Origin of the sequence: Nocardia sp. NPDC057455, from assembly GCF_042802775.1 — a bacterium.
Classification (GTDB): Bacteria; Actinomycetota; Actinomycetes; order Mycobacteriales; family Mycobacteriaceae; genus Nocardia.
In genome coordinates this window covers 31,349-55,110 of the sequence record NZ_JBHVDM010000042.1, presented here as the reverse complement: position 1 = coordinate 55,110, position 23,762 = coordinate 31,349, and the positions used below count along the sequence as shown (strand labels likewise).

Annotated in this window: 19 protein-coding genes; 9 read left to right on the top strand and 10 right to left on the bottom strand. The window is 68.5% G+C overall.

All coding sequences use genetic code 11. From position 1 onward, the window contains the following. Window positions 1–53: 53 nt before the first annotated feature. On the bottom strand, window positions 54–605 hold the full coding sequence (locus ACFU5M_RS18755) for a hypothetical protein (RefSeq protein WP_379050618.1): 552 nt from the start codon (window positions 603–605) through the stop codon (window positions 54–56). Window positions 606–751: 146 nt separating this feature from the next. Beyond that, on the bottom strand, window positions 752–1,429 hold the full coding sequence (locus ACFU5M_RS18750) for an NAD(P)-dependent oxidoreductase (protein WP_379050616.1): 678 nt from the start codon (window positions 1,427–1,429) through the stop codon (window positions 752–754). A gap of 85 nt (window positions 1,430–1,514) precedes the next feature. Here ACFU5M_RS18750 and ACFU5M_RS18745 point away from each other — a divergent pair, with 85 nt between their 5' ends. Next, window positions 1,515–2,216, top strand: coding sequence for a TetR/AcrR family transcriptional regulator (locus ACFU5M_RS18745; RefSeq protein ID WP_379050613.1), 702 nt, complete (start codon window positions 1,515–1,517; stop codon window positions 2,214–2,216). A 1,008-nt stretch (window positions 2,217–3,224) separates the two neighbouring features. Continuing rightward, window positions 3,225–4,436, top strand: coding sequence for a dephospho-CoA kinase (gene coaE, locus ACFU5M_RS18740; protein ID WP_379050610.1), 1,212 nt, complete (start codon window positions 3,225–3,227; stop codon window positions 4,434–4,436). Between the two features lie 36 nt (window positions 4,437–4,472). Here coaE and ACFU5M_RS18735 read toward each other — a convergent pair whose 3' ends face one another. Together ACFU5M_RS18735 and ACFU5M_RS18730 are read right to left on the bottom strand one after the other, a co-directional pair. After that, window positions 4,473–4,997 carry a DUF402 domain-containing protein gene (locus tag ACFU5M_RS18735; RefSeq protein WP_379050608.1) on the bottom strand — a complete coding sequence of 175 codons (525 nt, stop codon included), beginning with the start codon at window positions 4,995–4,997 and terminating at the stop codon, window positions 4,473–4,475. A gap of 56 nt (window positions 4,998–5,053) precedes the next feature. Next, window positions 5,054–5,704 carry a DUF402 domain-containing protein gene (locus tag ACFU5M_RS18730; RefSeq protein ID WP_379050605.1) on the bottom strand — a complete coding sequence of 217 codons (651 nt, stop codon included), beginning with the start codon at window positions 5,702–5,704 and terminating at the stop codon, window positions 5,054–5,056. Window positions 5,705–6,178: 474 nt separating this feature from the next. Between ACFU5M_RS18730 and uvrB the strand changes: the two genes are divergently transcribed. Further along, on the top strand, window positions 6,179–8,368 hold the full coding sequence (gene uvrB, locus ACFU5M_RS18725; protein WP_379050603.1) for an excinuclease ABC subunit UvrB: 2,190 nt from the start codon (window positions 6,179–6,181) through the stop codon (window positions 8,366–8,368). Window positions 8,369–8,433: 65 nt separating this feature from the next. Here the strand turns inward: uvrB and ACFU5M_RS18720 are convergent, their stop codons facing one another. Next, on the bottom strand, window positions 8,434–8,904 hold the full coding sequence (locus ACFU5M_RS18720) for a VOC family protein (RefSeq protein ID WP_379050601.1): 471 nt from the start codon (window positions 8,902–8,904) through the stop codon (window positions 8,434–8,436). A gap of 52 nt (window positions 8,905–8,956) precedes the next feature. Between ACFU5M_RS18720 and ACFU5M_RS18715 the strand changes: the two genes are divergently transcribed. The 3 genes from ACFU5M_RS18715 to ACFU5M_RS18705 all read left to right on the top strand — a co-directional run bounded on the left by ACFU5M_RS18715 (window position 8,957) and on the right by ACFU5M_RS18705 (window position 11,237). Beyond that, window positions 8,957–9,856: a DUF6597 domain-containing transcriptional factor gene (locus ACFU5M_RS18715; RefSeq protein WP_379050599.1), complete on the top strand. Its 900-nt coding sequence runs from the start codon at window positions 8,957–8,959 to the stop codon at window positions 9,854–9,856. A gap of 28 nt (window positions 9,857–9,884) precedes the next feature. Then, window positions 9,885–10,298, top strand: coding sequence for a DoxX family protein (locus tag ACFU5M_RS18710; RefSeq protein ID WP_379050596.1), 414 nt, complete (start codon window positions 9,885–9,887; stop codon window positions 10,296–10,298). Window positions 10,299–10,784: 486 nt separating this feature from the next. Next, window positions 10,785–11,237, top strand: a complete 453-nt coding sequence (locus tag ACFU5M_RS18705) for a universal stress protein (RefSeq protein ID WP_379050593.1) — start codon at window positions 10,785–10,787, stop codon at window positions 11,235–11,237. An 87-nt stretch (window positions 11,238–11,324) separates the two neighbouring features. On the opposite strand, the gene ACFU5M_RS18700 is transcribed toward ACFU5M_RS18705, so the two are convergent. The 3 genes from ACFU5M_RS18700 to ACFU5M_RS18690 form a co-directional block, all read right to left on the bottom strand. Then, a complete protein-coding gene (locus tag ACFU5M_RS18700; RefSeq protein ID WP_379050591.1) occupies window positions 11,325–13,622 on the bottom strand; it encodes a HelD family protein in 2,298 nt (765 codons plus the stop codon). Between the two features lie 84 nt (window positions 13,623–13,706). After that, complete coding sequence (locus ACFU5M_RS18695; protein WP_379050588.1) at window positions 13,707–14,069, bottom strand: antibiotic biosynthesis monooxygenase family protein; 363 nt, start codon at window positions 14,067–14,069, stop codon at window positions 13,707–13,709. A gap of 11 nt (window positions 14,070–14,080) precedes the next feature. Beyond that, window positions 14,081–15,430, bottom strand: a complete 1,350-nt coding sequence (locus tag ACFU5M_RS18690; RefSeq protein WP_379050585.1) for a diguanylate cyclase domain-containing protein — start codon at window positions 15,428–15,430, stop codon at window positions 14,081–14,083. A gap of 213 nt (window positions 15,431–15,643) precedes the next feature. Here ACFU5M_RS18690 and ACFU5M_RS18685 point away from each other — a divergent pair, with 213 nt between their 5' ends. Both ACFU5M_RS18685 and ACFU5M_RS18680 read left to right on the top strand, forming a co-directional pair. Further along, on the top strand, window positions 15,644–16,849 hold the full coding sequence (locus ACFU5M_RS18685; protein WP_379050584.1) for a beta-ketoacyl synthase N-terminal-like domain-containing protein: 1,206 nt from the start codon (window positions 15,644–15,646) through the stop codon (window positions 16,847–16,849). A gap of 243 nt (window positions 16,850–17,092) precedes the next feature. After that, the gene (locus ACFU5M_RS18680; RefSeq protein ID WP_379050581.1) at window positions 17,093–17,803 is read left to right on the top strand and encodes a sigma 54 modulation/S30EA ribosomal C-terminal domain-containing protein; all 711 of its coding nucleotides are present in this window, start codon (window positions 17,093–17,095) and stop codon (window positions 17,801–17,803) included. Between the two features lie 3 nt (window positions 17,804–17,806). On the opposite strand, the gene ACFU5M_RS18675 is transcribed toward ACFU5M_RS18680, so the two are convergent. Then, a complete protein-coding gene (locus ACFU5M_RS18675) occupies window positions 17,807–19,363 on the bottom strand; it encodes a GAF domain-containing sensor histidine kinase (protein ID WP_379050579.1) in 1,557 nt (518 codons plus the stop codon). A 523-nt stretch (window positions 19,364–19,886) separates the two neighbouring features. On the opposite strand from ACFU5M_RS18675, the gene uvrA reads away from it, so the two are divergent. After that, a complete protein-coding gene (uvrA, locus tag ACFU5M_RS18670) occupies window positions 19,887–22,838 on the top strand; it encodes an excinuclease ABC subunit UvrA (RefSeq protein WP_379050576.1) in 2,952 nt (983 codons plus the stop codon). Between the two features lie 55 nt (window positions 22,839–22,893). Here the strand turns inward: uvrA and ACFU5M_RS18665 are convergent, their stop codons facing one another. Then, window positions 22,894–23,604: an alpha/beta fold hydrolase gene (locus tag ACFU5M_RS18665; protein WP_379050574.1), complete on the bottom strand. Its 711-nt coding sequence runs from the start codon at window positions 23,602–23,604 to the stop codon at window positions 22,894–22,896. Window positions 23,605–23,762 lie beyond the last annotated feature (158 nt).

Below are 23,762 nucleotides of genomic sequence, written 5' to 3'. Positions count from 1 at the left end.
ATCCGGTTGGGGCACAGTCGTTGTCATGGTTCTGGTCAACGGGCTACCGACACTTACACCGGTGAGGCCCGCAGAATGTCCCGCGAAGGCTTCGTCGTCCCGCGCTGCACTTCGGGAAGCTTCTCGGGTGGCTCGGCCGCCTCGTGTGGCGCCACCATCTGGGCAGTGGTGAGCGCCACGACCTGAATCTGCTCCAGCCGCAACCCGAGTGAGGCCAGCCGGGCGATGACGCCCAGTCGATGCTCCGGCAACCCAGGGCCGATCACCAGCGGTTCCCCCTCCGGACGACGCAAGACGTAAGTTCGGCGTTCGGCGTCGAACCGGACGGGGACGCCGTCCCGGATGGCCCGGTAAGCATTCAGGTCCATCGTGCTGTGCCGGATCGGGTCGATCAGCAGCGACTCGATGAATTGCTCCGCCTGCCGCAGGAACGGCTGTTGGTCCGACGGGTCCAGGTGCTCGATCCGTTGGGCCACGCGCCACCGATAGTCCTGCGCGGCGTGGCGCAGCAGCGACCGGTGCCGCTCGATCTCGGCCGCGAAGACCACGAGCTCTTCGTGGTCCACGGCGCGTCGGTCGGGCGTCGAAGCTTGGACGTCGGGCATGGGGGCCCCTTATCTCTCGGGTTGCGGATTACTTTGAGTGGCAACCAGATCGACGTCCGACACTTCGTATTATGCCGGAGAGGTCCGACAGAAACGGGGTGTACGCAACAACCGCAGCGCGCAGCGCTTCCCTAGGGTCCGTCCCTTCAGTAGCCCACGGTGAAGCGACGCTGAACGAAACGCGGCAGCTCCGCTTCGTCGATGATCGCGACGGCCACGTCTTCAGCGGAGATGTCCGGGCCGCCGACCAGGAGCTGATCACCGCCGATCCGGAAGCGGCCGGTGCGCTCGCCGGGCTCGATCCGCCCCGAGGAGGGACTCAGATAGGTCCACTGGCGATCGGACAGCCGATAGATGTTCAATGCGTCACGTAACGCGCGCACTACCTGCGCGTACTCGGCAGGGACGCCGAGGACTTCGGTGAGGGTGCGAGTGAACTCCGCACCGGTGTCGAGCAATCGCGTGCCCGGCGTGACTTCCAAGCTGCCCGCCCCGCCCACGGCGATCAACCGGACGCGCGGCTGCCGGTCGAGTGCGGCGACCATCGCCCGCGCCCCCACCACGAAGTTGTCCGCCTCGGCGATGGTGTCGGCGATGCCGTGCCCGGCGTTCACCGCGCTCACGACGACGTCGAGACCGTCGATGGCCTCCGCGATGCTGCCTGTGTCCAGCCAGTCGGCCACCGCCCACGTCTCCGCTCCGCGCCGGGCGGGGAAACGCGCCGCGTCGCGTGTGAAGGCGGTGACCCGGTGCCCCCGCCGCAGTGCTTCGGTGACGACGCGGGAACCGATGACGCCGGTCGCCCCGAAAACCCCGATATCCACGACCACTCCTTAACGTTGTTTATTTACTACACGGCGTTCAGTTAAGACACGGCAGATAGTAGTCGAACGCTGTAGGGTGTCAACCGTGGCCGAGATCGTGAGAAGTCGCCGGGAGCGCCTGCGCGCCCAAACGCTGGAGGACATCGAGACGATCGCGATGCGACTGCTCGCCGAGGGTGGCCCGGACGCGATCTCGTTGCGCGCCATCGCCCGTGAGATGGGCATGACGGCGGGGGCGATCTACGGCTATTTCGCCACCCGCGACGACCTGATCTCCACCCTCATCTCGGACGTCTACACGGCCCTGGTCGACCGGCTCGAAGCGGCGCGCGATGCCGTGGCGTCGGAGGATCCGGCCGGACGCATCATGGCCTGGGCCGAGGCCGTGCGTGCTTGGGCGGTCGAGCGGCCCGCCGAATTCCGGCTCATCTACGGCGACCCGGTCGCTGGCTATCGGCCGCCGCCGGGTGGGCCCGCCGCCGCGGCCGAATTGCGGGCCTGCACCGGCCTGGTCGGTCTCGCGGCCGCCGCGTGGCCACGCGCCGCGGCGACGCAAACCGTCGGTGACTGCGCGTGGTCCGATTTCGACGCGGACCTGGCCGGGCATGTCCGCTCCGGCTTTCCGGAGTTGCCTCCCGATGCGCTCGCCCTCGCGCTGCGTATGTGGGGCCGGATGCACGGCCCGATCGCGCTCGAGGTGTACGGCCATCTGCGTCCGCAATCCCAGGATCCGGCAAAGCTTTTCCGCGCCGAAATGCGCGACCTGGTCCGCTCACTCGGGCTTTAGGCGGGACCGGTTCTGCGGAGCCTCCGAAGCGCCTCTCCGAGGGGAAGGCTGGTTGCCTAGCGTCCCCGCGGTGTCGTCGCCGGCGACTCCGGCTCGGTGATGTCTGTCCGGCCGTTCGCCGGTATGTCGACTTCCGCGGCGACTCGGCTGCTCACGCCCGTGTGCGGTATTCGAAACACGGCACACGAAATAGCGAATGAAATGCTTCCCGTTTCGCGGTCTTTCGCTCAGTGGCGCGATTACCCAAAAATCGGTCTGTGGGGTGCGCGAACAATCTCACCTTCGCCGATCGTCGCCCGAAATGAAGTCCGGCTGCCGCAGCGGCACCCCCGGTCGATCGGTGGGAACTTTCGTGAATTTCACCGGCCGGCGACCGGTGTTGCCGGACGGCGCTTTGTTTCGTTACCGCCCGCCCCCGGGCACGCAAAACAGTGGCCCAGCCTTGGCGAGAGGCTGGGCCACTTCGAACTCGGGTTCAGCTTGCGGTAGCAGGTACCCACCGGACCGCGGGTGCGGCCGGACGGCTCCGCATGGCAGCGAAACTGTGCCGCGCGGGACTGATGAACGCGGTGAACCAAGAGCGGCGGTGCTCGGCGAGCGCCGCCGCGACGGCAGGGATGCGAATGCAGTGCACTCGTCCCGCCATGCCCAGACGGTGGCGACCCGCCTGGTTGATTCTGGTGCCCAATGGTGTTCCTTTGCTTCGCTGGTGTCGGCCTGGATCGCCACGGCGAAGATTAGCGGAACGAAACTGCGCGGCAGAGTATTTTGCCCGAGTAATTGCCTCGGCGTGTCGGAAAGTCGTCGCGGCCGAACCGTAAACATCCGGAATTGTTGCGAATCGGTCTCGGCGCAGTCACGGATCGGGCAAATGCCGCGACGGATGGTGGATTGCGCGGGCACATCGGGTAATCGATCGAATCGGCCGTCCGCGCCGGGCCGCTGCCGGGCGGCGCCGCCGTCGGGGCGGCGAATGCTCGCGGGTGGTCCGGATGCGAGACTGGTCGAATGTTACGAATCGGCCTCACCGGAGGCATGGGCGCGGGGAAGTCGACGGTGGCACGGGCGCTCGCCGATCTGGGCGCGGTGATCATCGACTCCGACCTGATCGCTCGGGAGGTGGTCGAGCCGGGCACCGAAGGGCTGGCCGCTCTGGTCGAGGCGTTCGGCGCCGGCATCCTCGCCGCGGACGGCAGCCTCGACCGGCCGGCCCTGGCGGCCAAAGCTTTCGGTGACGACGTGGCGCGCACGAAACTGAATTCGATCACCCACCCGCTGGTGGGAAAACGCACCGCGGAATTGATCGCGGCCGCACCCGCGGACGCCATTGTCGTGCAGGATATTCCGCTTCTGGTGGAAAACGGTCTCGCGCCGTTGATGAATCTCGTGCTCATCGTCGACGTCGACGCCGAAACACGTATTCGCCGCCTGGTGGAATTCCGCGGCGTCGCCGAAGCGGATGCGCGGGCACGTATTTCGGCGCAGGCCACCGATGAACAGCGCCGGACCGTTGCCGATGTGTTGCTGGACAACAGTGGCGCGCCCGGTGAGGTCGAGGCAGAGGTGCGCAGGCTGTGGGCCGAGCGTCTGCTGCCCTTCGAGCGCAATCTGCGTGCCGGGACGCCCGCTCGCCGCGACGGCATCCGGCTCGTGCCCGCCGATCCGGCCTGGCCCGCGCAGGCGCAGCGGCTGATCGCCCGGCTGTGGGTGGCCTGCGGCAGCGCAGCGTCGCGCATCGACCACGTCGGTTCCACCTCGGTGCCGGGGTTGCCCGCCAAGGACGTGATCGATCTGCAGGTCACGGTCGCCGATCTGGCCGCCGCCGACGGGCTGCGCGGCGCCCTCGGCGCGGCGGGATTCCCGGTGCGGCCGGAGAACACCCAGGACAATCCCAAGCCGACGCCACAGGACCCCACGGGCACCGATACCGCGCTGTGGAGCAAGCGTTTCCACCAGAACGCCGACCCGGGCCGGTTGGCCAACGTACACGTGCGCGCCGAGGGCTCGCCCGGGCAGCAGTACGCGCTGCTGCTGCGAGATTGGCTGCGCGCGGACGCCGAGGCGCGCGCGGAGTACCTCGCCGTCAAGCGCGCGGGCGAAGCGGCGGCGGTGGGGCTGACAGGCGCGGCGGCGACCGCCGCCTACCTCGACGTCAAGGAGCCGTGGTTCGACGCCGCCTATCCCAGGGCTCTCGCCTGGCGTGACTCGTCGGCGTCCTAGCCGGCGCGAGCAGCGTCCGCAGCGTGGACACCGGAGCTACAGCCAGGTCAAGGTGATGTCCATGGTCTCCAGCCAGCCCTCGAGTGTGTGGCCGTTGGCGGCGATGCCGTCGATGGCGGCGGTCGCGTGCTGCACGGCGGCCTCGGCGTCGGCGAGGGTGATCAGCCCGGCGGCGTGCGCGGCGATCAGCTCGTCGACGTCGAGCAGCTGGGTGTCGCGCGCGGAGCGCACAACGATGTCGAGGTAGTGATCGACGGCTTTCCACTTCTTCGGCGCGACCGCCGTGTAATCACCGACGTCGAGGTAGTAGTCCTGGTCGCGCCGGTGCGCCGGAAGGTAGTGGAAGATCGTGGCGCGCAGATGCAGCTTCGGCAGCAGCCAGGACTCGATGTAGTGGAACTGCGGATGGTCCGAGGTGCGCGCCATGTACAGGCCCCACGGCTCGACGCGGTACTTCTCGACCGGGCGCACGAATCCTTTCGGATCCGTGTTCGTCAGGTCCGCGATGTTGAAGTACTCGACCTTCGGCCGGTGTACGTCGACGATAGGTGCCTGCGTCATGCATCAACAATCTACCGTCGCGCTCGACGCGTCGAGTCGATGGAGTGATCGGCGGGCTACATCCAGGTGAGTGTGACGCCGTGGGTGGCCAGCCAGTCCTCCACGCAGTGATCGTGCGCGGCCAGTCCGTCCAACACCGCCGTGGCCCGCTCGAACGCCCGGTGCGCCTGTGCCGTGTCGACCAGTCCGGCGGCATGCGCGGCCAGCAACTCGTCGACCCCGAGCAGTTCGGCGGTGTGGTGCGGGCGCACCGCGATGTCCAGGTACTGGTCGACCGCCTTCCAGCGCTTCGGGCCGATCCGGGTGAACTCCCCGATGTCGAGGCGATAGACGGGTTCGCGGTGGTGTGCCGGGTTGGTCCGCGTCAGCGTCGCGCGCAGCGAGAGCTTCGGCAGCAACCAGGATTCGAGGTAGTGCGCATCCGGTCCGGCGACCGGGCGCGCCATATACAGACCCCACGGCTCGACGTGAAAACGGTCGACCGGGCGGACGAAGCCCTTGGCGTCGGTATTGGTGAGTTCGGCCAGATTGAAGAATTCCACCCTGGGCCGGTGCGGCGCCGGTGCGGCCGCGGCGAGTGGCCCCGGTGGTGCGGCCGTGGCGGCGCCACCGACGGAGGGAACCACCGCGCGGATGTCTCTGGCGACGTACCCGGCGAGGCCGGTCACGGCCGGCACGGCGACGAGCAATGGAATCAGACCGCTCATGGCTCTTGTCCTCACGTCCGAACAACCAGATCAGGTTACACCTGGCGCGGGGTATGCGCGCGGTTCGCGATAAGGTGTTCTCGAACATGAAACCTATTGCGGCAACGGACATTTCGGACATGTAACCAATCGCGCCGAGTGGGTGCGCCGCGGCTGTGAGGACGCTGTCGGGCCGCACGTCCACACCTGTCCGCGCGGCATATCGCTGCCACCGAGAACGATCGGAGTGCGCCTGCGGCGCTTCGTTGAAAGTGGTTGTGCGGACTCGATATCGGTGTACCCACGATGCGCTGCCGGGTATCCCTCGATTCGGGGTGGCTGCAGGCTTCTCGGATACGCCTCGGCCTCGGCCGGTCGCCGTGGACTTTCTCTACATCCGGCTTCACTGCCTCCGGCCCTGTGACGGCACGGCCGGAATCGTGACCGCACGCCGCCGCCGGAAACCTGTCGGTGGGTGGGCCTACGCTGGTGAGCATGGCATTCGCAACCGAGATTCCGGCGGAGGGCTTCGAGAACAGGGCGGCCGAGCAGCCGCTCGCGCACTCGGAGTTCCGCCCCGTCGGCGATATCGAGCGCGTCGGCGGCCGGTTCGAGGTGGTCAGCGAGCACCGGCCGGCGGGAGATCAGCCTGCCGCGATCGCCGAATTGGAGCGCAGGATCACAGCGGGGGAGCGCGACGTCGTGCTGCTCGGCGCCACCGGTACCGGAAAGTCGGCCACTACGGCCTGGCTGATCGAGCGGTTGCAGCGGCCGACGCTGTTGATGGCGCCGAACAAGACGCTCGCCGCCCAGCTGGCAAACGAGCTGCGCGAGATGCTCCCGCACAACGCTGTCGAGTACTTCGTCTCCTACTACGACTACTACCAACCCGAGGCGTACATCGCGCAGACCGACACCTACATCGAGAAGGACAGCTCGATCAACGACGATGTCGAGCGGTTGCGCCATTCGGCGACATCCAGCCTGCTGTCCCGGCGCGACGTGGTGGTGGTCGCCTCGGTGTCGTGCATCTACGGCCTCGGCACGCCGCAGTCGTATCTCGACCGCTCGGTGCAGTTGCAGGTCGGCACCGAGATCGACCGGGACGCGCTGCTGCGGCTACTGGTCGATGTGCAGTACACCCGCAACGACATGGCGTTCACCCGAGGCTCGTTCCGGGTGCGCGGCGACACCGTGGAGATCATCCCGTCCTACGAGGAGCTCGCCGTGCGCATCGAGTTCTTCGGTGACGAGATAGAAGCGCTGTACTACCTGCATCCCCTCACCGGTGACGTGGTCCGCCAGGTGGACGTGCTGCGGATCTTCCCCGCCACCCACTACGTAGCGGGGCCGGACCGGATGGAGCGCGCCGTGCGCGAGATCGAGGCCGAGCTCGAGGATCGGCTCGCCGAGCTGGAACGCCAGGGCAAATTGCTCGAGGCGCAGCGGCTGCGCATGCGCACCCAGTACGACCTGGAGATGATCCGTCAGGTCGGGTTCTGCTCCGGCATCGAGAACTACTCGCGCCATATCGACGGACGGCCGGCCGGTTCGGCGCCCGCGACGCTGCTGGACTACTTCCCGGAAGACTTCCTGCTCGTCATCGACGAGTCGCACAACACCGTTCCGCAGATCGGCGGTATGTACGAAGGCGACATGTCCCGTAAGCGCAACCTGGTGGAATACGGCTTCCGGCTGCCGTCCGCGGTGGACAACCGGCCGCTGACCTGGGAGGAATTCGCCGATCGGATCGGGCAGACGGTCTACCTGTCGGCCACTCCGGGTCCGTACGAGCTCGGGCAGACCGGCGGTGAGGTGGTCGAGCAGGTCATCCGGCCGACCGGCCTGGTCGATCCCAAGGTCGTCGTGAAGCCGACGAAGGGGCAGATCGATGATCTGATCCACGAGATCAGGCAACGCACCGAGCGCGACGAGCGCGTCCTGGTCACCACGCTGACGAAGAAGATGGCCGAGGATCTCACCGACTACCTGCTCGGGCTGGGAGTCCGGGTGCGCTACCTGCACTCCGAGATCGACACCTTACGTCGCGTCGAGCTGCTGCGGCAGCTGCGGCTCGGCGAATACGACGTACTCGTGGGCATCAACCTGCTGCGCGAGGGTCTCGACCTCCCCGAGGTGTCGCTGGTGGCGATTCTCGACGCGGACAAGGAAGGATTCCTGCGCAGCACCACCGCGCTGATCCAGACGATCGGCCGCGCGGCGCGCAACGTCTCCGGCGAAGTGCACATGTACGCGGACAAGATCACCGACTCCATGCAGTTCGCCATCGACGAGACCGATCGCCGCCGCGCGAAACAGGTCGCCTACAACGAGGAAATGGGCATCGATCCGCAGCCGCTGCGCAAGAAGATCGCCGACATCCTCGACCAGGTGTACCGGGAGGCCGACGAGACCGAGGTGGAAATCGGCGGCTCCGGCCGCAATGCCAGCCGCGGCAGGCGTGCGCAAGGCGAGCCAGGACGGGCGGTGAGCGCGGGCGTGTACGAGGGCCGCGATCTCAAGTCCATGCCCCGCGCCGAACTCGCCGATCTCGTCAAAGAACTGACGGCACAGATGATGAACGCCGCGCGAGAGTTGCAATTCGAGCTCGCGGGACGTCTGCGCGACGAGATCGCGGATCTGAAGAAGGAACTGCGCGGCATGGACGCCGCCGGATTGAGTTGACCCGGATCGCAACGGCGCTGCCTCCGCGGGCCGTTCGCCGAACAACCGCGGAGGCAGCCGAGCCGTCAGGACTGGGTGGCCATCCATTCGTTCACCCGGCGCTCGGCCTCTTCGCGCGAGACGTCCTCCACCTTGGTGAGCACCGCCCAGCGATGGCCGAAGGGATCGATGACCACGCCGAACCGGTCGCCGGTCACGAAGGTCTGCGGCTCCTCGACGCTGCGGGCGCCGTGTTCGACGGCGCGTCGCACGACCGCGTCGACATCGGGGCAGTAGTGCACGATCGAGGTGTGCACCCACTCGCCGTTCGGCGCCAGGACACCGTTGTCCGGGATGGGCATGCCCATCTGCAGGGTCGAGTCGCCGATCTTCAGTTCCGCGTGGGCCGGCTGACCATCGGGCAGGTCGTTGCGAGTGATCACCTCGGCCTCGAAGACGGCGGTGTAGAAATCGATCGCTTTGTTGCCGTCACCGACCGCGAGGAAACAGGTGATCGAGTGGTAGCCGTCGGCAATGGGATTCACTGTGTTCGTCATGACCACCACTGTTGCCGGTCGCGGTCGGTGGGTCTTGTAAGAAAGCGACACCGTGCCGCATAGTGCCGAATTCGCCGACGAGCCGCCGCAGGCCCGCAATCCCGTCGCGCCCACCGACACCAAGGGCATCCTGCACCCGGACGAGCAGGCGAAGCATCGCTCTCTGGTTCGCTTGCCGCCGAGCCCAGCGGTGGACCGCTATGTCGAGTGGTACTGGGCGGTGCGCTGGGATCTGCGCGGCAGACCGCCGTACCGAGCGGAGGTGCTGTCCTACCCGAGCGTGAACCTCACCTTCGAACGATCCGATACGCACACCGGTGGATTCGTCAACGGCGTGGTCACCACGAGATTCGTCCGCGAACTCAGTGGGCAGGGAGAGACATTCGGGATCCGTTTCCGCGCGGGCGGGTTCGGCGCGTTCACCGGGCTCGATGTCGGCTCGTTTCGCGACCGCGCCGTGCCCATCGACGAGGTGCTGCCCGACGCCGCGAGCCTGACCGAGCGGGTGCTCGACGCGCCGAGCGTCGAGCGGCGCCGCCGCGTCGTCGAGGACTACCTCGCAGACCGTCCCGCCCTGGCGGATCCGACTTATGCCCTGGTGCTGCGCATCGTCGACGCCATGGCCACCGACCAAGAGCTGACCAGGGTCGACCAGATCGCCGAGCGATTCGATGTACCCGCCCGTACGTTGCAGCGCATGTTCCGCCGGTACGTCGGTGCGGGGCCGAAATGGGTGCTGCGGCGCTACCGGCTGCAGGACGGCGCCGATCTGCTCGCGAAGGGTCGTATCGAAGATCTCGCCGCGTTGGCCGCGGAACTCGGATATTTCGATCAAGCGCACTTCTCGCGTGAGTTCACCACGGAAGTGGGTATGGCCCCCCTCGAATATGCCAAGAATTCGCTACGCTTCCGCAACGAGGTCACCGCCAAGGTCATACGAACGCGGTATTAGTTGCCGGACTGCCGACGAGGAGCCGGACATGGACGTTGTGGTATTGATCGGACGAGTGTTGTTCGCGATGCTGTTCCTGACTTCCGCCCTCGGGCACTTCACCCGGACCGAAGCGATGGCAGGCTACGCGCAGAGCAAAGGTGTCCCGATGGCGAAGGCCGCGGTGCTCGGATCGGGTGTGCTGTTCGCCCTCGGCGGCCTGAGCGTGCTGCTGGGTATCTGGGCCGACCTCGGTGCGCTGCTGCTCGTTCTCGCGCTGCTGCCCACCGCTGTCGTGATGCACCGGTTCTGGCAGGAGACCGACCAGGAGGCCAAGCAGAGCGAGCTGATCCAGTTCAGCAAGGACGTGGCCCTGGCGGGCGCGGCCCTGATGTTGTTCGCGTTCTTCGCGCACGTCGACGAACTCGGATCGACCATCACCGGCCCGCTTTTCGACCTCTAGTCCCGCGTCGCGCGCTGATATTGCGCATCTTTTTCACCGCAGGAAGAGGAAGCCGTAGACCTCATAGGAGCGATTCTCGGCATATTCCGGGCAAACTATCGGCAGTGGCTCTGATCGCTCGGTGAACTGGTCCCCGTCGGCCCGTTCCGGACGCGTGATTCACGTGCCGGACTGGCTGCCCTTGGTGTGAGAGACCTGGCTCTGTGATGAATATCCCAGGGCGGCAAAGCGGTTCGGAGCGGTTGTGGCACCTCACAGGTTTAGTCCCCCGCAATTGAGTCTGCCCTGGTTGCTCCGGCCTTTCCGGCATTACCTGGCGAATCCGCCGCGGGAATGGCCGCACACCCCGAGTGTGATGTCTTGCGATTTCTTAAATTTCCGCCCGGTTTGCCGCTATGGTCGACCCCAGTCGCCGCGCCGGCACCCCGGTCGAACCGGGGCTAACCCGCGCGCGGCACCCGACCCACCGCATAGTTGGAGGAGAGAATGACCGCCTACCGGACCATTGTCGTCGGTACCGATGGCTCGGACTCGTCGTATGTCGCCGTCGAGAAGGCCGGGGCCCTGGCCGGCGTGTCCGGCGCGACCCTGGTCATCGCCTGCGCGTACTACCCGACCGATGACCGCGATGTCGCGGCCGCGGCCGACGTGCTCAAGGAAGAGGCCTACCAAGTACGCGGTTCCGCGCCCACCAACGAAATCCTGCGCATCGCGCGGGACAAGGCGATTGCGGCGGGTGCGGCCGACATCGTCGAGCGCGCCATCGTCGGCGAGCCGGTGGAGTCGCTGCTGGCGCTGATGAAGGAGGTCGACGCCGGCCTGTTGGTCGTCGGTAACCGGGGCTTGAACACCCTGGCCGGACGGCTGCTCGGTTCGGTGCCCTCCGACGTGGCACGCAAGTCCCGCTCCGATGTCCTGATCGTGCACACGGTGCGCTGACCTCTCGCGACGTTCGAAAGGCTCCGCGTCCATCGCGAACGGCGATGTGGCGCGGAGCCTTTCGCTGTTCCGATACCGGGGTGCCGGTCAGCGTAGCCGGGCCAGCACGCCGGGCAGGTCCGCACTGTGCACGACGCCGAGCCGCTGAGTGGCGCGAGTCAGCGCGACGTACAGATCGTTGAGCCCGCGGGGCGATTCGCCGAGGATGTCCTGCGGTTCAACCAGGTAGACCGCGTCGAACTCCAAGCCCTTCACCTCGTGCACGGTCAGCACCCGCACCGACTCGCCCGCGAGGTCGGCCACCCCTGCTACCAGCGCTTGCGGCGCGATCACCGCGGTGGTGCCCGGCCCCGTCTCGGTGGCTACCAGCCGGGCCACTTCCGCGTGCACGTCGCCGGACGCGACCCGGTACGCACGCGGCGCGACGCCGGTCTCGCGGACCGAACGCGGCGCGGTCGCCGTCGGATCGATGGCGGCGAGGACGTCGGCGGCGACGTCCATGATCTCCGCGGGGGTGCGGTAGTTCACGGTGAGCTCGGTCAGTTTCCACCGGGAGGCGACGTAGGGCTCCAGCATTCGCTGCCATGAGGACGCGCCCGCCGGGTCGCCGGTCTGCGCGACGTCCCCGACCACGGTGACCCACCGGTTCGGGATGCGCCGCATCACCATGCGCCAGGCCATCTCCGACAACTCCTGCGCCTCGTCCACGATCACGTGGCCGTAGGTCCAGGTGCGGTCGCCCGCGGCGCGCTCCGCGGTCGTCTGGCGGGTGCGGGTGTCCTGCCGTTCGGCCAGCTGACTCGCGTCGATCAGGTCGTAGGCCATGAGGATCTCGGGATCGAGATCGTCCTCGAGGTCCTGGGGGGCGGAGCCGGTGAGGATGTCGAGGGCGTCCTGCGCCTCGGCGATCTGGGCGCGCCAACGGCGGCGGGCGCGCTCGCGCTCCTCGGCGTCGTCCACGCCGAGCAGTTCGGCCAGTTCGTCCAGCAGCGGCGCGTCGGCGGCGCTGAACTGCCCGTCGTCGGGCCGCAGCAGTTCGGCGCGGTCGGCCGGGTCGAGCGAACCCGCGGCTCGGTCCAGCCGTTTCGGGTCGGCGAGCAGGTCGGCCAGCACGTCCTGCGGGGACAGGATCGGCCAGAGTTTCGCGATCGCCGCCTGGATCTGCGGATCGGCGCGCATCTCGTCGCGGATCTCGGCGCGGTCGGCGGAGCTGAGCAGGCTGGGGCCGCCGGACAGATCAGCGCCCATGGTCTCGGCGAGCTGATCGGTCAGCGCATCGATCACCGAGGCGGCGAAGATCGGACGCGCCAGGTTGTGCGGGCGGCGCGAGGACCGGGCGCGGCCGCGGGCCTTGGTGGCGATCTTGCGATCCAGCGTGACCGGATAACCGTCGAAGCTCAGGCGGACGGGTTCGGCGGGGACTTCCTGTCGGTCGCGCACCGCCTGCTTGAGCACCTCGAGTATCGTCAGCGATCCCTTGATCTCGCCGGCGCGCAGCGAGTCCTCGCGGGCCGCTCGCACGCCCGGGTACAGATCGCCGATGGTGGACAACAGCACGCCGGTCTCGCCGAGCGACGGCAGCACCTGGCCGATGTAGTCCAGGAAGGTGGCGTTCGGTCCGATGATCAACACGCCGCTCTTGGCCAGCTGCTGACGGTAGGTGTAGAGCAGATATGCCGCGCGATGCAGCGCGACCGCGGTCTTGCCGGTGCCCGGCCCGCCCTGCACGACCAGCACGCTCTTGTGCTCGGAGCGGATGATCGCGTCCTGCTCGTGCTGGATGGTCTCGACGATGTCGTTCATATGACCGGTGCGCGCCGCGTTGAGCGCGGACAGCAGCGCGCTCTCGCTGCCGACACCGCCGTCGGCGTCGGTGACGCCGGCCCGGCGCGCGGCCTCCAGGTCGAGGTACTCGTCGTTGATCGCGGTGACCTTGCGATTGCGCGAGCGGATGTGCCTGCGCCGGGTCACGCCGTCCGGCGCCGCGGTGGTGGCCAAGTAGAATGGACGCGCCAGCGGGGCGCGCCAGTCCAGCAGCAGGCTCTCGTAGTCGTCCTTCTCGTCGAGGATGCCGAGCCTGCCGATGTAGCGGTATTCCTCCTGCTCACCGTCGAGGTCGATCCGGCCGAAACACAGGCCGTGCTCGGCGGCATCGTATTTCGACAGGTCCTCGGTGTAGAGCTGACTGAAGGACTCGCGCTCGCTGCGCGCCTGCGGTGTGCCGCCGGTCTCCAGCAGCACGGTGCGCAATCGGTTGCGCGCGTAGTCGCGCATCTCGTCCAGCCGCTGGTACAGCACCGACAGGTACGCCTGTTCCCGGTCGGTCTCGCGGGTCCGCTCGGGGGTGCCGTCGTGGGCGGCACGATCCTGAGTGAGGTCGGGCAAACTGAACTCCTTGTCACCGCGAACAGGCGCGAGCACGCTACCCCGGACGGGCAGGTGAACGCTCGGAAAGCAGAGTTGTCGAGTTTACCGGGGCTGCGGCGGGCTCGCCGTTTCCGCAGGTGAGGACCCCCGGTGCGCAGCGAGGTTCGGGTCGTCGTCCAAGACCGGCGTGAAGTGCTCCACGACCGGGAACGGGTCGTAGAAGTGGTGTAGCAGATCCTTCCAGCGCTGATATGCCGGCGAGCCGCGGAAGCCGACGACGTGATCGTCGAGCCGGTCCCATTCCACCCGCAGCAGGTAGCTGCCCGGCGATTCCACACCGCGCGACAGCGACAACGAACGGAAGCCGGGCATGCCGGCGATGATCGGCCGTGCCGCGGCGAAAGCGGCCTCGAAATCGGCCGCACGCTCGGGGCGAACCGGCAGCAGGGCGTGTTCGATGATCATGCGCCGGCTCGTCAGGAGGCGTGGGTGCTGTTCGGCCTGCGGCCCTTGGTGACGGTGCCTTCGCGTCGCCCCGGCGGCTTCGCGCGGTACATCGCCAGGTCCGCGTCGTGCAGCACGGCTTCGGGGCTGCGCCCGTCGCCTACCCCGAGTTCGGTGACGCCGATCGAGGCGTTCACCTCGATCCGGTGTCCGCGCGCGATGATCGGCTCGGCCATGGTGGAGCGCAATCTGCTCACCAGCGCCTCGATGTCGACGCGGCGGGTTCGGCCGGACAGCAGCACCAGGAACTCGTCGCCGCCGAGCCTGCCGACGATGTCGTCGCTGCGCAGCGCGCGCTGCAACCGCTGGGCGACGATCTGCAGCACCGTGTCGCCGATGGCGTGCCCGAGGGCGTCGTTGATCGCCTTGAACCCGTCGAGGTCGATGAACAGCACGGTGGACACCGGCAGCAACTCGTCGGTGCTGGCCAGCGCGGCGGCCAGCTGGGACAGGATCAGCGAGCGGTTGGCCAGCCCGGTCAGCGAGTCGTGCGTGGCCTGATACTCCAATTGCCGCCTGCTGGCGCGGAATTCGGTGATGTCGGCGAACGAGGACACCGCCGAGGAGCGTGGGTCGCCGGGGTTGAGCAGGCGGCTGCTGCCCGACAGCCAGCGGCGCTGACCGTCCACCCGGTCGACGCCGAAGACGTAGCCGGTGATGGTCTCGCCCGTGGCGAGCGTGCGCGCCACGGGATGGCGGCTCGGGGGCAACAGCTGGGCGTTCGCGTCCAGCAGCACCAGCGGCAGCGACTGGATGGTGCGCCCGAGCACTTGGCGGTCCGGACTTTCGGTGCCGAAGATGCGCTTGGCCGCCGGGTTCATCGATTCGATACGGCCCTCCGGATCGATCACCACGACGCCCTCCTCCAACTGGGAGACGACCGTGGTGAAGTAGTGCTCGGCTCTGCGCTGCGCGGCCTCGGCGTGGCGCTGGGCGGTGAGGTCGTGGATCACCACCTGGTAGGCGAGGCGGTCGTGCCAGGCGGTCAGCACCGACACCGTCTCCACCGGGACGGTGCCGCCGTCCACCCGCATCAAGGTCATCTCGGTGGGAATCGACGCCGCGCCCGCGGTGGTGAGGGTGCTGATCCGGTCGAGCATCGAGGGAACGGACGCGGGATGGACGAAGTCGGTCAGCGGGCGGCCGACGATCTCCTCGGCGTTCTCCGCGGCGAGCAGTCGAACGGTCGCCGGGTTGACATAGACGACCCGGCCGCGCTCGTGCACGCAGATCCCGTCAGGGGTGTGCTCGACCAAGGAGCGATAGCGCGCGGCCAGCTGTTCGGCGGCGTCGACCGCGGCGGCCAGCTTGTCGTCACCCACTCGAACCCCCGATCATCGACCCGATTATGGCCATTGGAACACGGGATCATTCTGGTATCGACGTGTACAAGATCACATCGTCCACGCTATTGCTTCGATCACAGTACTGGCACGTTCTCGGCCCGGGTCCGGCGATCATTGCAGATACCGGTTGCCGCGTCGAGAAGGGGCGAACCGCTCGAGCGCCCCGGGCAGCCGGCGAAGGAGCGAGACATGCCTGGTGCCGACCCGAACACCGCCGCGCGGTTGCGGACTCCGCCGAGACATCGAGATCATCCGGCCATCGCCGGGATCGGCGCGGTCACCGGGTACGGGTGGGGACGGGAACGGCTGTGGGACGGCTTGCTCAGCGGTAAATCGGCCGCGGCCCTGCAGCGCGGCTACGGGACCGGCCGTGCGGAGGACGCGTGGGTCGCGCTGGTGCCCGACGGCGGCGATCCGCAGGTGAGCACGAGCCGTTACGGGCGGGCCGTGCACGAGGCGGCGCGCGAGGCGGTCGCCGACGCCCGCGACCGGGGCTGGCGGCCCGGCCGCACGGTCGGTCTGCTGCACGCCATCGTGCTCGGCGACGTGGTGAACTGGCGCGATTTCTACCTCGTCGACGGGGGCAACCGCCGGTCGAGGGACTATCTGCGGCTGTTGCCGTCTACGCCGGTCTCGATGCTGATGCAGGAGTTCGGCTTCCACGGTCCGGCCATGAACGTGTCCGCCGCGTGCAGTTCCGCGAACGTCGCGCTGATCACCGCCAAGCTCTGGCTGGACGCGGGCATGGCCGACGACGTGATCTTCGTGGCGACCGACCTGTCCGCCACTCCGGACATGGTGGAGAGTTTCGTCCGGCTCGGCGCCGCGGTCACCGACGCCGAGCCGCTGGACGCGTGCCGCCCCTTCCAGGAGGGCAGCCGCGGGTTCAGCATGGGCGAGGCCTCGGTGGCGTTCGTGCTGACCCGCTCGGCGGATCGGCCCTATGCCGCGGTTCTCGGCGGCGCGATGTCCAACGACGCCTATCACGTGGTGTCGGTGGACCCGACGCACGAGCAGATCCTCGACTGCGCTCGCCGCGCGCTCGCCGCCGCGGACGTCGCCGCCGCGGACGTGCGCTATTTCAACGCGCACGGCACCGGGACCCGGCAGTGCGATGTGGCCGAACACCAGCTGATCGAGCACCTGTTCGCCGACCCGCCGCACATCTACGCGCTGAAGCCGCTGGCGGGCCACTGCCAAGGCGCGGCGGCCGCCGTCGAGGTGGCGGCGGCGGCGCTCGGCTACGACCGCGGCATCGTGCCCGCGGCCCCGATCGTCGCGCCCGCGCATCCACGGCTGCTGGACGGCCCGGCGCCGTTCGAGGGCGGCATCACTCTGAAGCTCTCCCTCGGTATGGGCGGCAACAACTCCGTCGTGGTGCTCGGCGCCGCCTGACCGCCGCCGCATGGGCGGACCCGCGACGCGGGCGATCGCGCCGCCCGGCCCCGCGAACCTGAATCGAGTTCGTGCCAGCGCTTTTCGCCGATGGGGACTTTCGGCCCTGTTCGCGCGACCGCACGCGGTGCTGGCATAGGGGTGGGACGGATCGATCTGGAGAGCGGGGCAATGCGGATGGTCTCATCGGGCTTGCGGTGCGTATCGGAACAGTGGACGACGGCCACGGGGCCGGAAGTCGCGGTGATCACCCGAGGGGAGGTGGCCGCCCTGGATGTCACGCGGGCGGTGCGAGCCGTCTCTCGCGTCCTGCTCAGGCACCACCTCGACGCGCCTGCCCGGGTGCGCCTCGGCGCGCTGCCCGGCCCGGAAGCGCCGACGGTGGTGCAGGTCGACGTCCATCACCGGGACGTCGTCACGCGGGTCCAGGTCACCGGGCCGCGCGGGTTCGCGGTGACCTTCGCCGCCGAGCGGCTCGACCGCCGGTTGGCCCGGCTGGCCGCGCGGGGAACACGGACCTGGCCCGATCCGGCCCGGCCGCCGCTGTCCTGCGCCGGGGAACCGCGTCCGATCGTTCGCCGTAAGCGGTGTGCCCTGTCCACCTGCACGCCCGCCGAAGCGGTCGCGGTGCTGGACGCCATGGATTACGAGGCCCATCTGTTCACCGACGCCGAGACCGGGGAGGACGCGGTGGTGCACTGGGCCGCGCCGGGCGCGCGGCTCATCCGCCAGCGGGCGACCTATCCGCCCGTTTCGTCCCCGGAGATGGTCCGGAGCACCCCGCCGATCGTGGTGGACGCGCAGCCGGCCGCATGCCTGCCTCCTGCGGAGGCGGCGACTACGTTGTGCCGCAAAGGACTGCCGTTCCTGTTCTGTACCGACCCGGACAGTGGCCGGGGCGGGCTGCTGTACCGGCGCCACGACGGTGATCTGGCGCTCGTGGCGCCCGCCTGAGCGCTAGGCGAGCGGCGCGGACCAGTGCACCCTGGTGCCGCCGCTCTCGGTCCGCCCGACCGTGCAGCGGCCGTCGGACATGTTCGCGCGTTGCGCGAGGTTGGCCAGCCCGCTGGGTGTCACCTCCTCGGGTATGCCCGCGCCGTTGTCCTCGACGATTACGGTCAGCTCGTCGGCGACGGCGATCTCGACGGTGAGCCGGTTCCCGCCGGAATGGCGCACCGCGTTGCTGACCGATTCGCGCACGACGGCTTCCGCGTGGTCGGCGAGTGTGTCGCCCACCACCGACAGGGGTCCGGAGAACCGCACACCGGTCCGGAACGCGCCGTCGGCGGTCTGCTGACGGATCGCGTCCTCGAGCCGCCGCCGCAGCGGGTCACCGCCGTGCAGGTCGAAGATCGACGTGCGGATCTCCTGCACGACCTCCTGCAAACCGTCCATCTCCGACGAAATCCGTTGCCGCACTTCGGGATCCTTCGTGCGTGCCGCGGTGGCCCGCAACCCGAGCCCGACCGCGAACAGTCGCTGGACGACGTGGTCGTGCAGATCACGCGCGATGCGGTCGCGATCGGCGAGCACGTCGAGTTCGCGCATCCTGCGCTGGGTCTCGGCCAGTTGCATGGCCAGCGCGGCCTGGTCGGTGAACGCGGCGGTCAGCTCGATCAGTTCGCCGGGGTAGGGGGGACTCCCGGGTGACCGCGCGATGATCAGCACACCGAGCGCGAGATCCGCGGTCTGCAACGGCAGCACCAGCGCGGGCCCCGCCGCGCCCACCGCGGCACCGAGATCCTCCGACGCGGCGTCGGGCACCTGTACCGGCGCGCGCTGGGTGAAGGCCGTGCCGGTGGCGGTACCCGCGATGCGCACCCGCTCCGGGCCCGGTCCCGGTCCGAACCATTGCGCCACAACGAGTTCGGTGGCCTCGTCGGGCGGCGTCGCGGGCGCCACCACGGCGAGCAGCGCCTGCTGCGAACCGGTCAGCGCGCGGGCGCGGGCGACCACCTGCGCGAGCACCAGGTCCGGCGCCGTGCCCGCGAGGAACTCGGTCGCGATGTCGCGGGTCGCCTCGATCCAGGCCTGCCTGGTCCGCGCGGATTCGTACAGCCTGGCGTTCTCGATGGCGATGCCGGCCGCGGCGGCCAGCGCCAGCACGATGGCCTCGTCGTCGTCGGTGAAGGGCCGGCCGTCCGCTTTCTCGGTGAGGTACAGATTGCCGAAGATCTCCTCGCCGACGCGCACCGGGACACCGAGGAAGCTGCCCATCGGCGGATGGCCGGGCGGAAAGCCCACGAAGGCGGAATGTTCCGACAGGTCGTCCAGCCGGATCGGTAGCGGGTGCGCCAGCAGCAGCCCGAGTACGCCCTGCCCGCGCGGAGAGCGGCCGATGTGGGCCGGCGTCAGGTCATCGACGCCCTGGAAGATGAATTCGACCAGCCGGTCATCGTGTCCGCGCACGCCGAGCGCCCCGTAGCGGGCGTCGACCAGGCGGGTGGCGGTCCGCACGAGGGCGCGAAGAGTGTCGAGCACCGTTGACGAGAGGTGGGGGGTGAGTTCCGTCATGAAGGAGTCGGGGAGGCCGGTGGGATGCGCACAGCGCGCTCAGTCTAAACGGCGGTCGGTGCGTGCGCTGCGGAGTTGCGCCGAGCGATGACCGGTACGAGTCGGCGCCGCCGGAGGTGCCCGCACCGGGCCCGGCGGATCGTACCGATCAGCGCGAGCTGCCGGTCTCGATGTGTTCGGCGGACCCGCGGGGTGATGTCGAGCACTACCCGCCTGCCGAACGGCCGCGCGCCACCGCGCATGTTTCCCCGGTCCCGGCTGCTCCGGGTGACGGCGGCGGCAGCGGGACGGCCGCGACGAGGGGAATGACGAGTGCGGGCGCGCTGTTGACCAGGGGTGCCGGGAGGGCGATGCTACGGAGGCGTCCTGGCCTGTTTCCCCGGCTCGATCCGTAACGTCCGGTCGCCGGGTTCCCGCCATTCGCCGAGGTGACGGGCGGTCCGCGAAACTTGTCGGTGCCCATGCCTAGCATGGCGGCCGGGGGTATGTCTGGACGTCGAACACGAAGGAGAAGGGACGGCCTGTGGCGGAACGCCTCACTGTGCGCGGAGCTCGGGAGCACAACCTCAAGGGTGTCGATCTCGACCTGCCCCGCGACAGCCTCATCGTGTTCACCGGTCTGTCCGGCTCCGGCAAGTCGAGCCTGGCCTTCGACACGATCTTCGCGGAGGGGCAGCGCCGCTATGTCGAGTCGCTGTCGGCGTACGCGCGGCAGTTCCTCGGTCAGATGGACAAGCCCGACGTCGACTTCATCGAAGGCCTGTCGCCCGCGGTGTCCATCGACCAGAAGTCGACCAACCGCAATCCACGCTCCACCGTGGGCACCATCACCGAGGTCTACGACTATCTGCGGCTGCTCTACGCGCGAGCGGGCACGCCGCACTGCCCCGTGTGCGGCGAGCTGATCGCCAAGCAGACGCCACAGCAGATCGTCGACCAGGTGCTGGCCATGGAGGAGGGTATCCGCTTCCAGGTGCTCGCCCCGGTGGTGCGCACCCGCAAGGGCGAGTTCGTCGACCTGTTCGACCAGCTGAACACGCAGGGTTACTCCCGCGTCCGGGTCGACGGCGTGGTGTATCCGCTCACCGATCCGCCGAAGCTGAAGAAGCAGGAGAAGCACGACGTCGAGGTCGTGGTCGATCGGCTGGCGGTGAAACCGGGTTCCAAGCAGCGCCTGACGGATTCGATCGAGACCGCGCTGCGGCTCGCCGACGGCATCGTGGTGCTCGACTTCGTCGATCGCGACGAGCACGCGCACGACCGGGAGCGCCGCTTCTCCGAGCGCCTCGCCTGCCCGAACGGCCACCCGTTGGACATCGAGGATCTGGAGCCGCGCTCGTTCTCGTTCAACTCACCCTACGGCGCCTGCCCGGACTGCACCGGCCTCGGCATCCGCAAGGAGGTCGACCCGGAACTGGTGGTGCCCGACCCGGCGCTGAGCCTGAACGACGGCGCCATCGCGCCGTGGTCGCGCGGCCAGACCGCCGAGTACTTCACCAGGCTGCTGTCCGGCCTCGCCGACGCGATCGGCTTCTCCATGGACACCCCGTGGCAGGATCTGCCGCCCAAGGCGCGCAAAGCGGTACTGGAGGGCAGCGCCGACCAGGTGCACGTGTCCTACACCAACCGCTACGGCCGCAAGCGTTCGTACTACGCGGACTTCGAGGGCGTGATGCCGTTCCTGCAGCGGCGCCTGGAGAGCACCGAGTCCGAGCAGATGAAAGAGCACTACGACGGGTACATGCGCGACATCCCATGCCCGGTGTGCAACGGCGCCCGGCTGCGTCCGGAGATTCTCGCCGTCACCATCGCCGCGAACGGCGACAAGAAGTCCATCGCCGACGTCAGCGACCTGTCCATCGGCGACTGCTCGGCGTTTTTGAATTCGCTCACCCTGGGCGAGCGCGAGGCCGCGATCGCCGGGCAGGTGCTCAAGGAGGTGCAGGCGCGGCTGGGCTTCCTGCTCGATGTCGGCCTGGAGTACCTCTCGCTGTCGCGCGCGGCGGCCACGCTCTCCGGCGGTGAGGCGCAACGGATCCGGCTCGCCACCCAGATAGGCTCCGGTTTGGTGGGCGTGTTGTACGTGCTGGACGAGCCGTCCATCGGCCTGCACCAGCGGGACAATCGCAGGCTCATCGAAACCCTCACGCGCCTGCGCAATCTCGGCAACACGCTGATCGTGGTCGAGCACGACGAGGACACCATCCGCGCCTCGGACTGGGTGGTCGACATCGGCCCGTACGCGGGCGAGCACGGCGGCACGGTGGTGCACAGCGGGCCCTACGAAGAACTGCTCACCGATCCGAACTCACTGACCGGGGCGTATCTGTCCGGCCGGGAGCGGATCGAGGTGCCGCTGGTGCGCCGTCCGGTCACCAAGAAGCGGCAGCTCACCGTCGTCGGGGCGAACGAGCACAACCTCAGGGGTATCGATGTCGCGTTCCCACTGGGCGTGCTCACCTCGGTGACCGGCGTCTCCGGGTCGGGCAAGTCGACCTTGGTGAACGACATCCTGGCGACGGTGCTGGCGAACCGGCTCAACGGTGCGCGGCAGGTGCCCGGCAGGCACACAAGGATCAATGGGCTCGACCACCTGGACAAGCTGGTGCAGGTGGACCAGTCGCCGATCGGCCGCACGCCGCGATCCAACCCGGCCACCTACACCGGCGTCTTCGACAAGATTCGCACCCTGTTCGCGGCCACCACCGAGGCGAAGGTGCGCGGGTATCAGCCGGGCCGGTTCTCGTTCAACGTCAAGGGCGGTCGTTGCGAGGCCTGCTCCGGTGACGGCACGCTGAAGATCGAGATGAACTTCCTGCCGGACGTCTACGTACCCTGCGAGGTCTGCCACGGCGCCCGCTACAACCGGGAAACCCTCGAGGTGCATTACAAGGGCAAGACCATCGCCGAGGTGCTGGACATGTCCATCGAGGAGGCCGCCGGGTTCTTCGAACCGGTCACCTCGATCCACCGTTACCTCAAGACCCTGGTGGACGTCGGGCTCGGTTATGTGCGCCTCGGGCAGAGCGCTCCCACCCTCTCCGGTGGCGAGGCCCAGCGGGTGAAGCTCGCCGCCGAGTTGCAGAAGCGTTCCACCGGCCGCACCGTGTACATCCTCGACGAGCCGACCACGGGTTTGCATTTCGAGGACATCCGCAAGCTGCTCAGCGTTATCAACGGCTTGGTGGACAAGGGCAACACGGTGATCGTCATCGAACACAACCTGGACGTCATCAAGACCTCCGACTGGGTGATCGACATGGGCCCCGAGGGCGGCTCCGGCGGCGGCACCGTGGTGGCGGAGGGCACGCCGGAGGAGGTCGCGGCCGTCACGCACAGCTACACCGGCCAGTTCCTGAAAGAGGTGCTCGACCAGCCGCCCGCATCGCGGAGCGCCGCGAAGAAGGTTCCGGCGAAGAAGGCCGCGGCGAAGGCCACCAAGCGCGCGGTGAAGAAGACCGCGGCGGTCGGCTGACCCGTCGTCCGATGCGGCGCGGCCCGGTTTCGCCGGTGCCGCGCCGCTTTTCGTCTCAGCGGTTGGCGATGGTGTGGATCAGTTCGGCGAGTTCCTTCGGCTTCGACCACATCGGCCAGTGCCCTGTCGGCAGGTCGACGTACTCGGCATCGATGCGCGCCAGCTCGGCGAAGAGGGGGGCCTCCCGGTTGTCCCGCAGCTTCTCGACCACTTCGGCGGTCATGCTGCTGCAGATCACCGTGGTCGGAACCGCCAGCCGCGCGGTCGAATCGCTCAATCGCAGCGGGGCGGCCGCGACGGACGTGGGCTCCGGCACGGCGCGCTCGCGGAAGCGCGCCAAGACGGCTTCGTCCAGGCCCGCCAAGCTGCTGCCCCCCGCCTCCAGTTCGGACCATTCCGGCAGCGTCCACTCACGCGCGGCGATGTCCAGGGCGGAGTTGATGACGAAGCCGTTCGGCAGCGGCGCGCTGTCGACGTAGATCGCCCGGCTGAACAGATCGGGCGCCCGATCGATGGCGAGATAGGCGGGCGCCGCGCCACCGGAGTGTGCGACGAGCACGACGGTCTCGCCCGCGGGCACCGCGTCGATGACGGCTTGCGCCTGGGACTCCAAGGTGGCCGACAACCGATCGGGATCAGCGGCGTCCAGGCCGGGCAGCGTGAGTGCCAGCACCTCGTTGCCACGCAGGCGCAGATCGGGTGCGACCTCGTCCCACGCCCATGCACCGAGCCAGAATCCGGGAGTGAGCAGAATCCGAGTAGCCATGGGCCCACTGTGCCCTACCCGTTGGTAAACTTCCCAAACATCGTTGTCCCGATACGTGATTCGCTCACAATTCCCGGCCGTGCTCCGAATTCCGTGGGGGCCGAGGCCAAAGGTATGTACCGGCCGCAGGCCGACGAATGCTTGCGCACGGTCGGCGG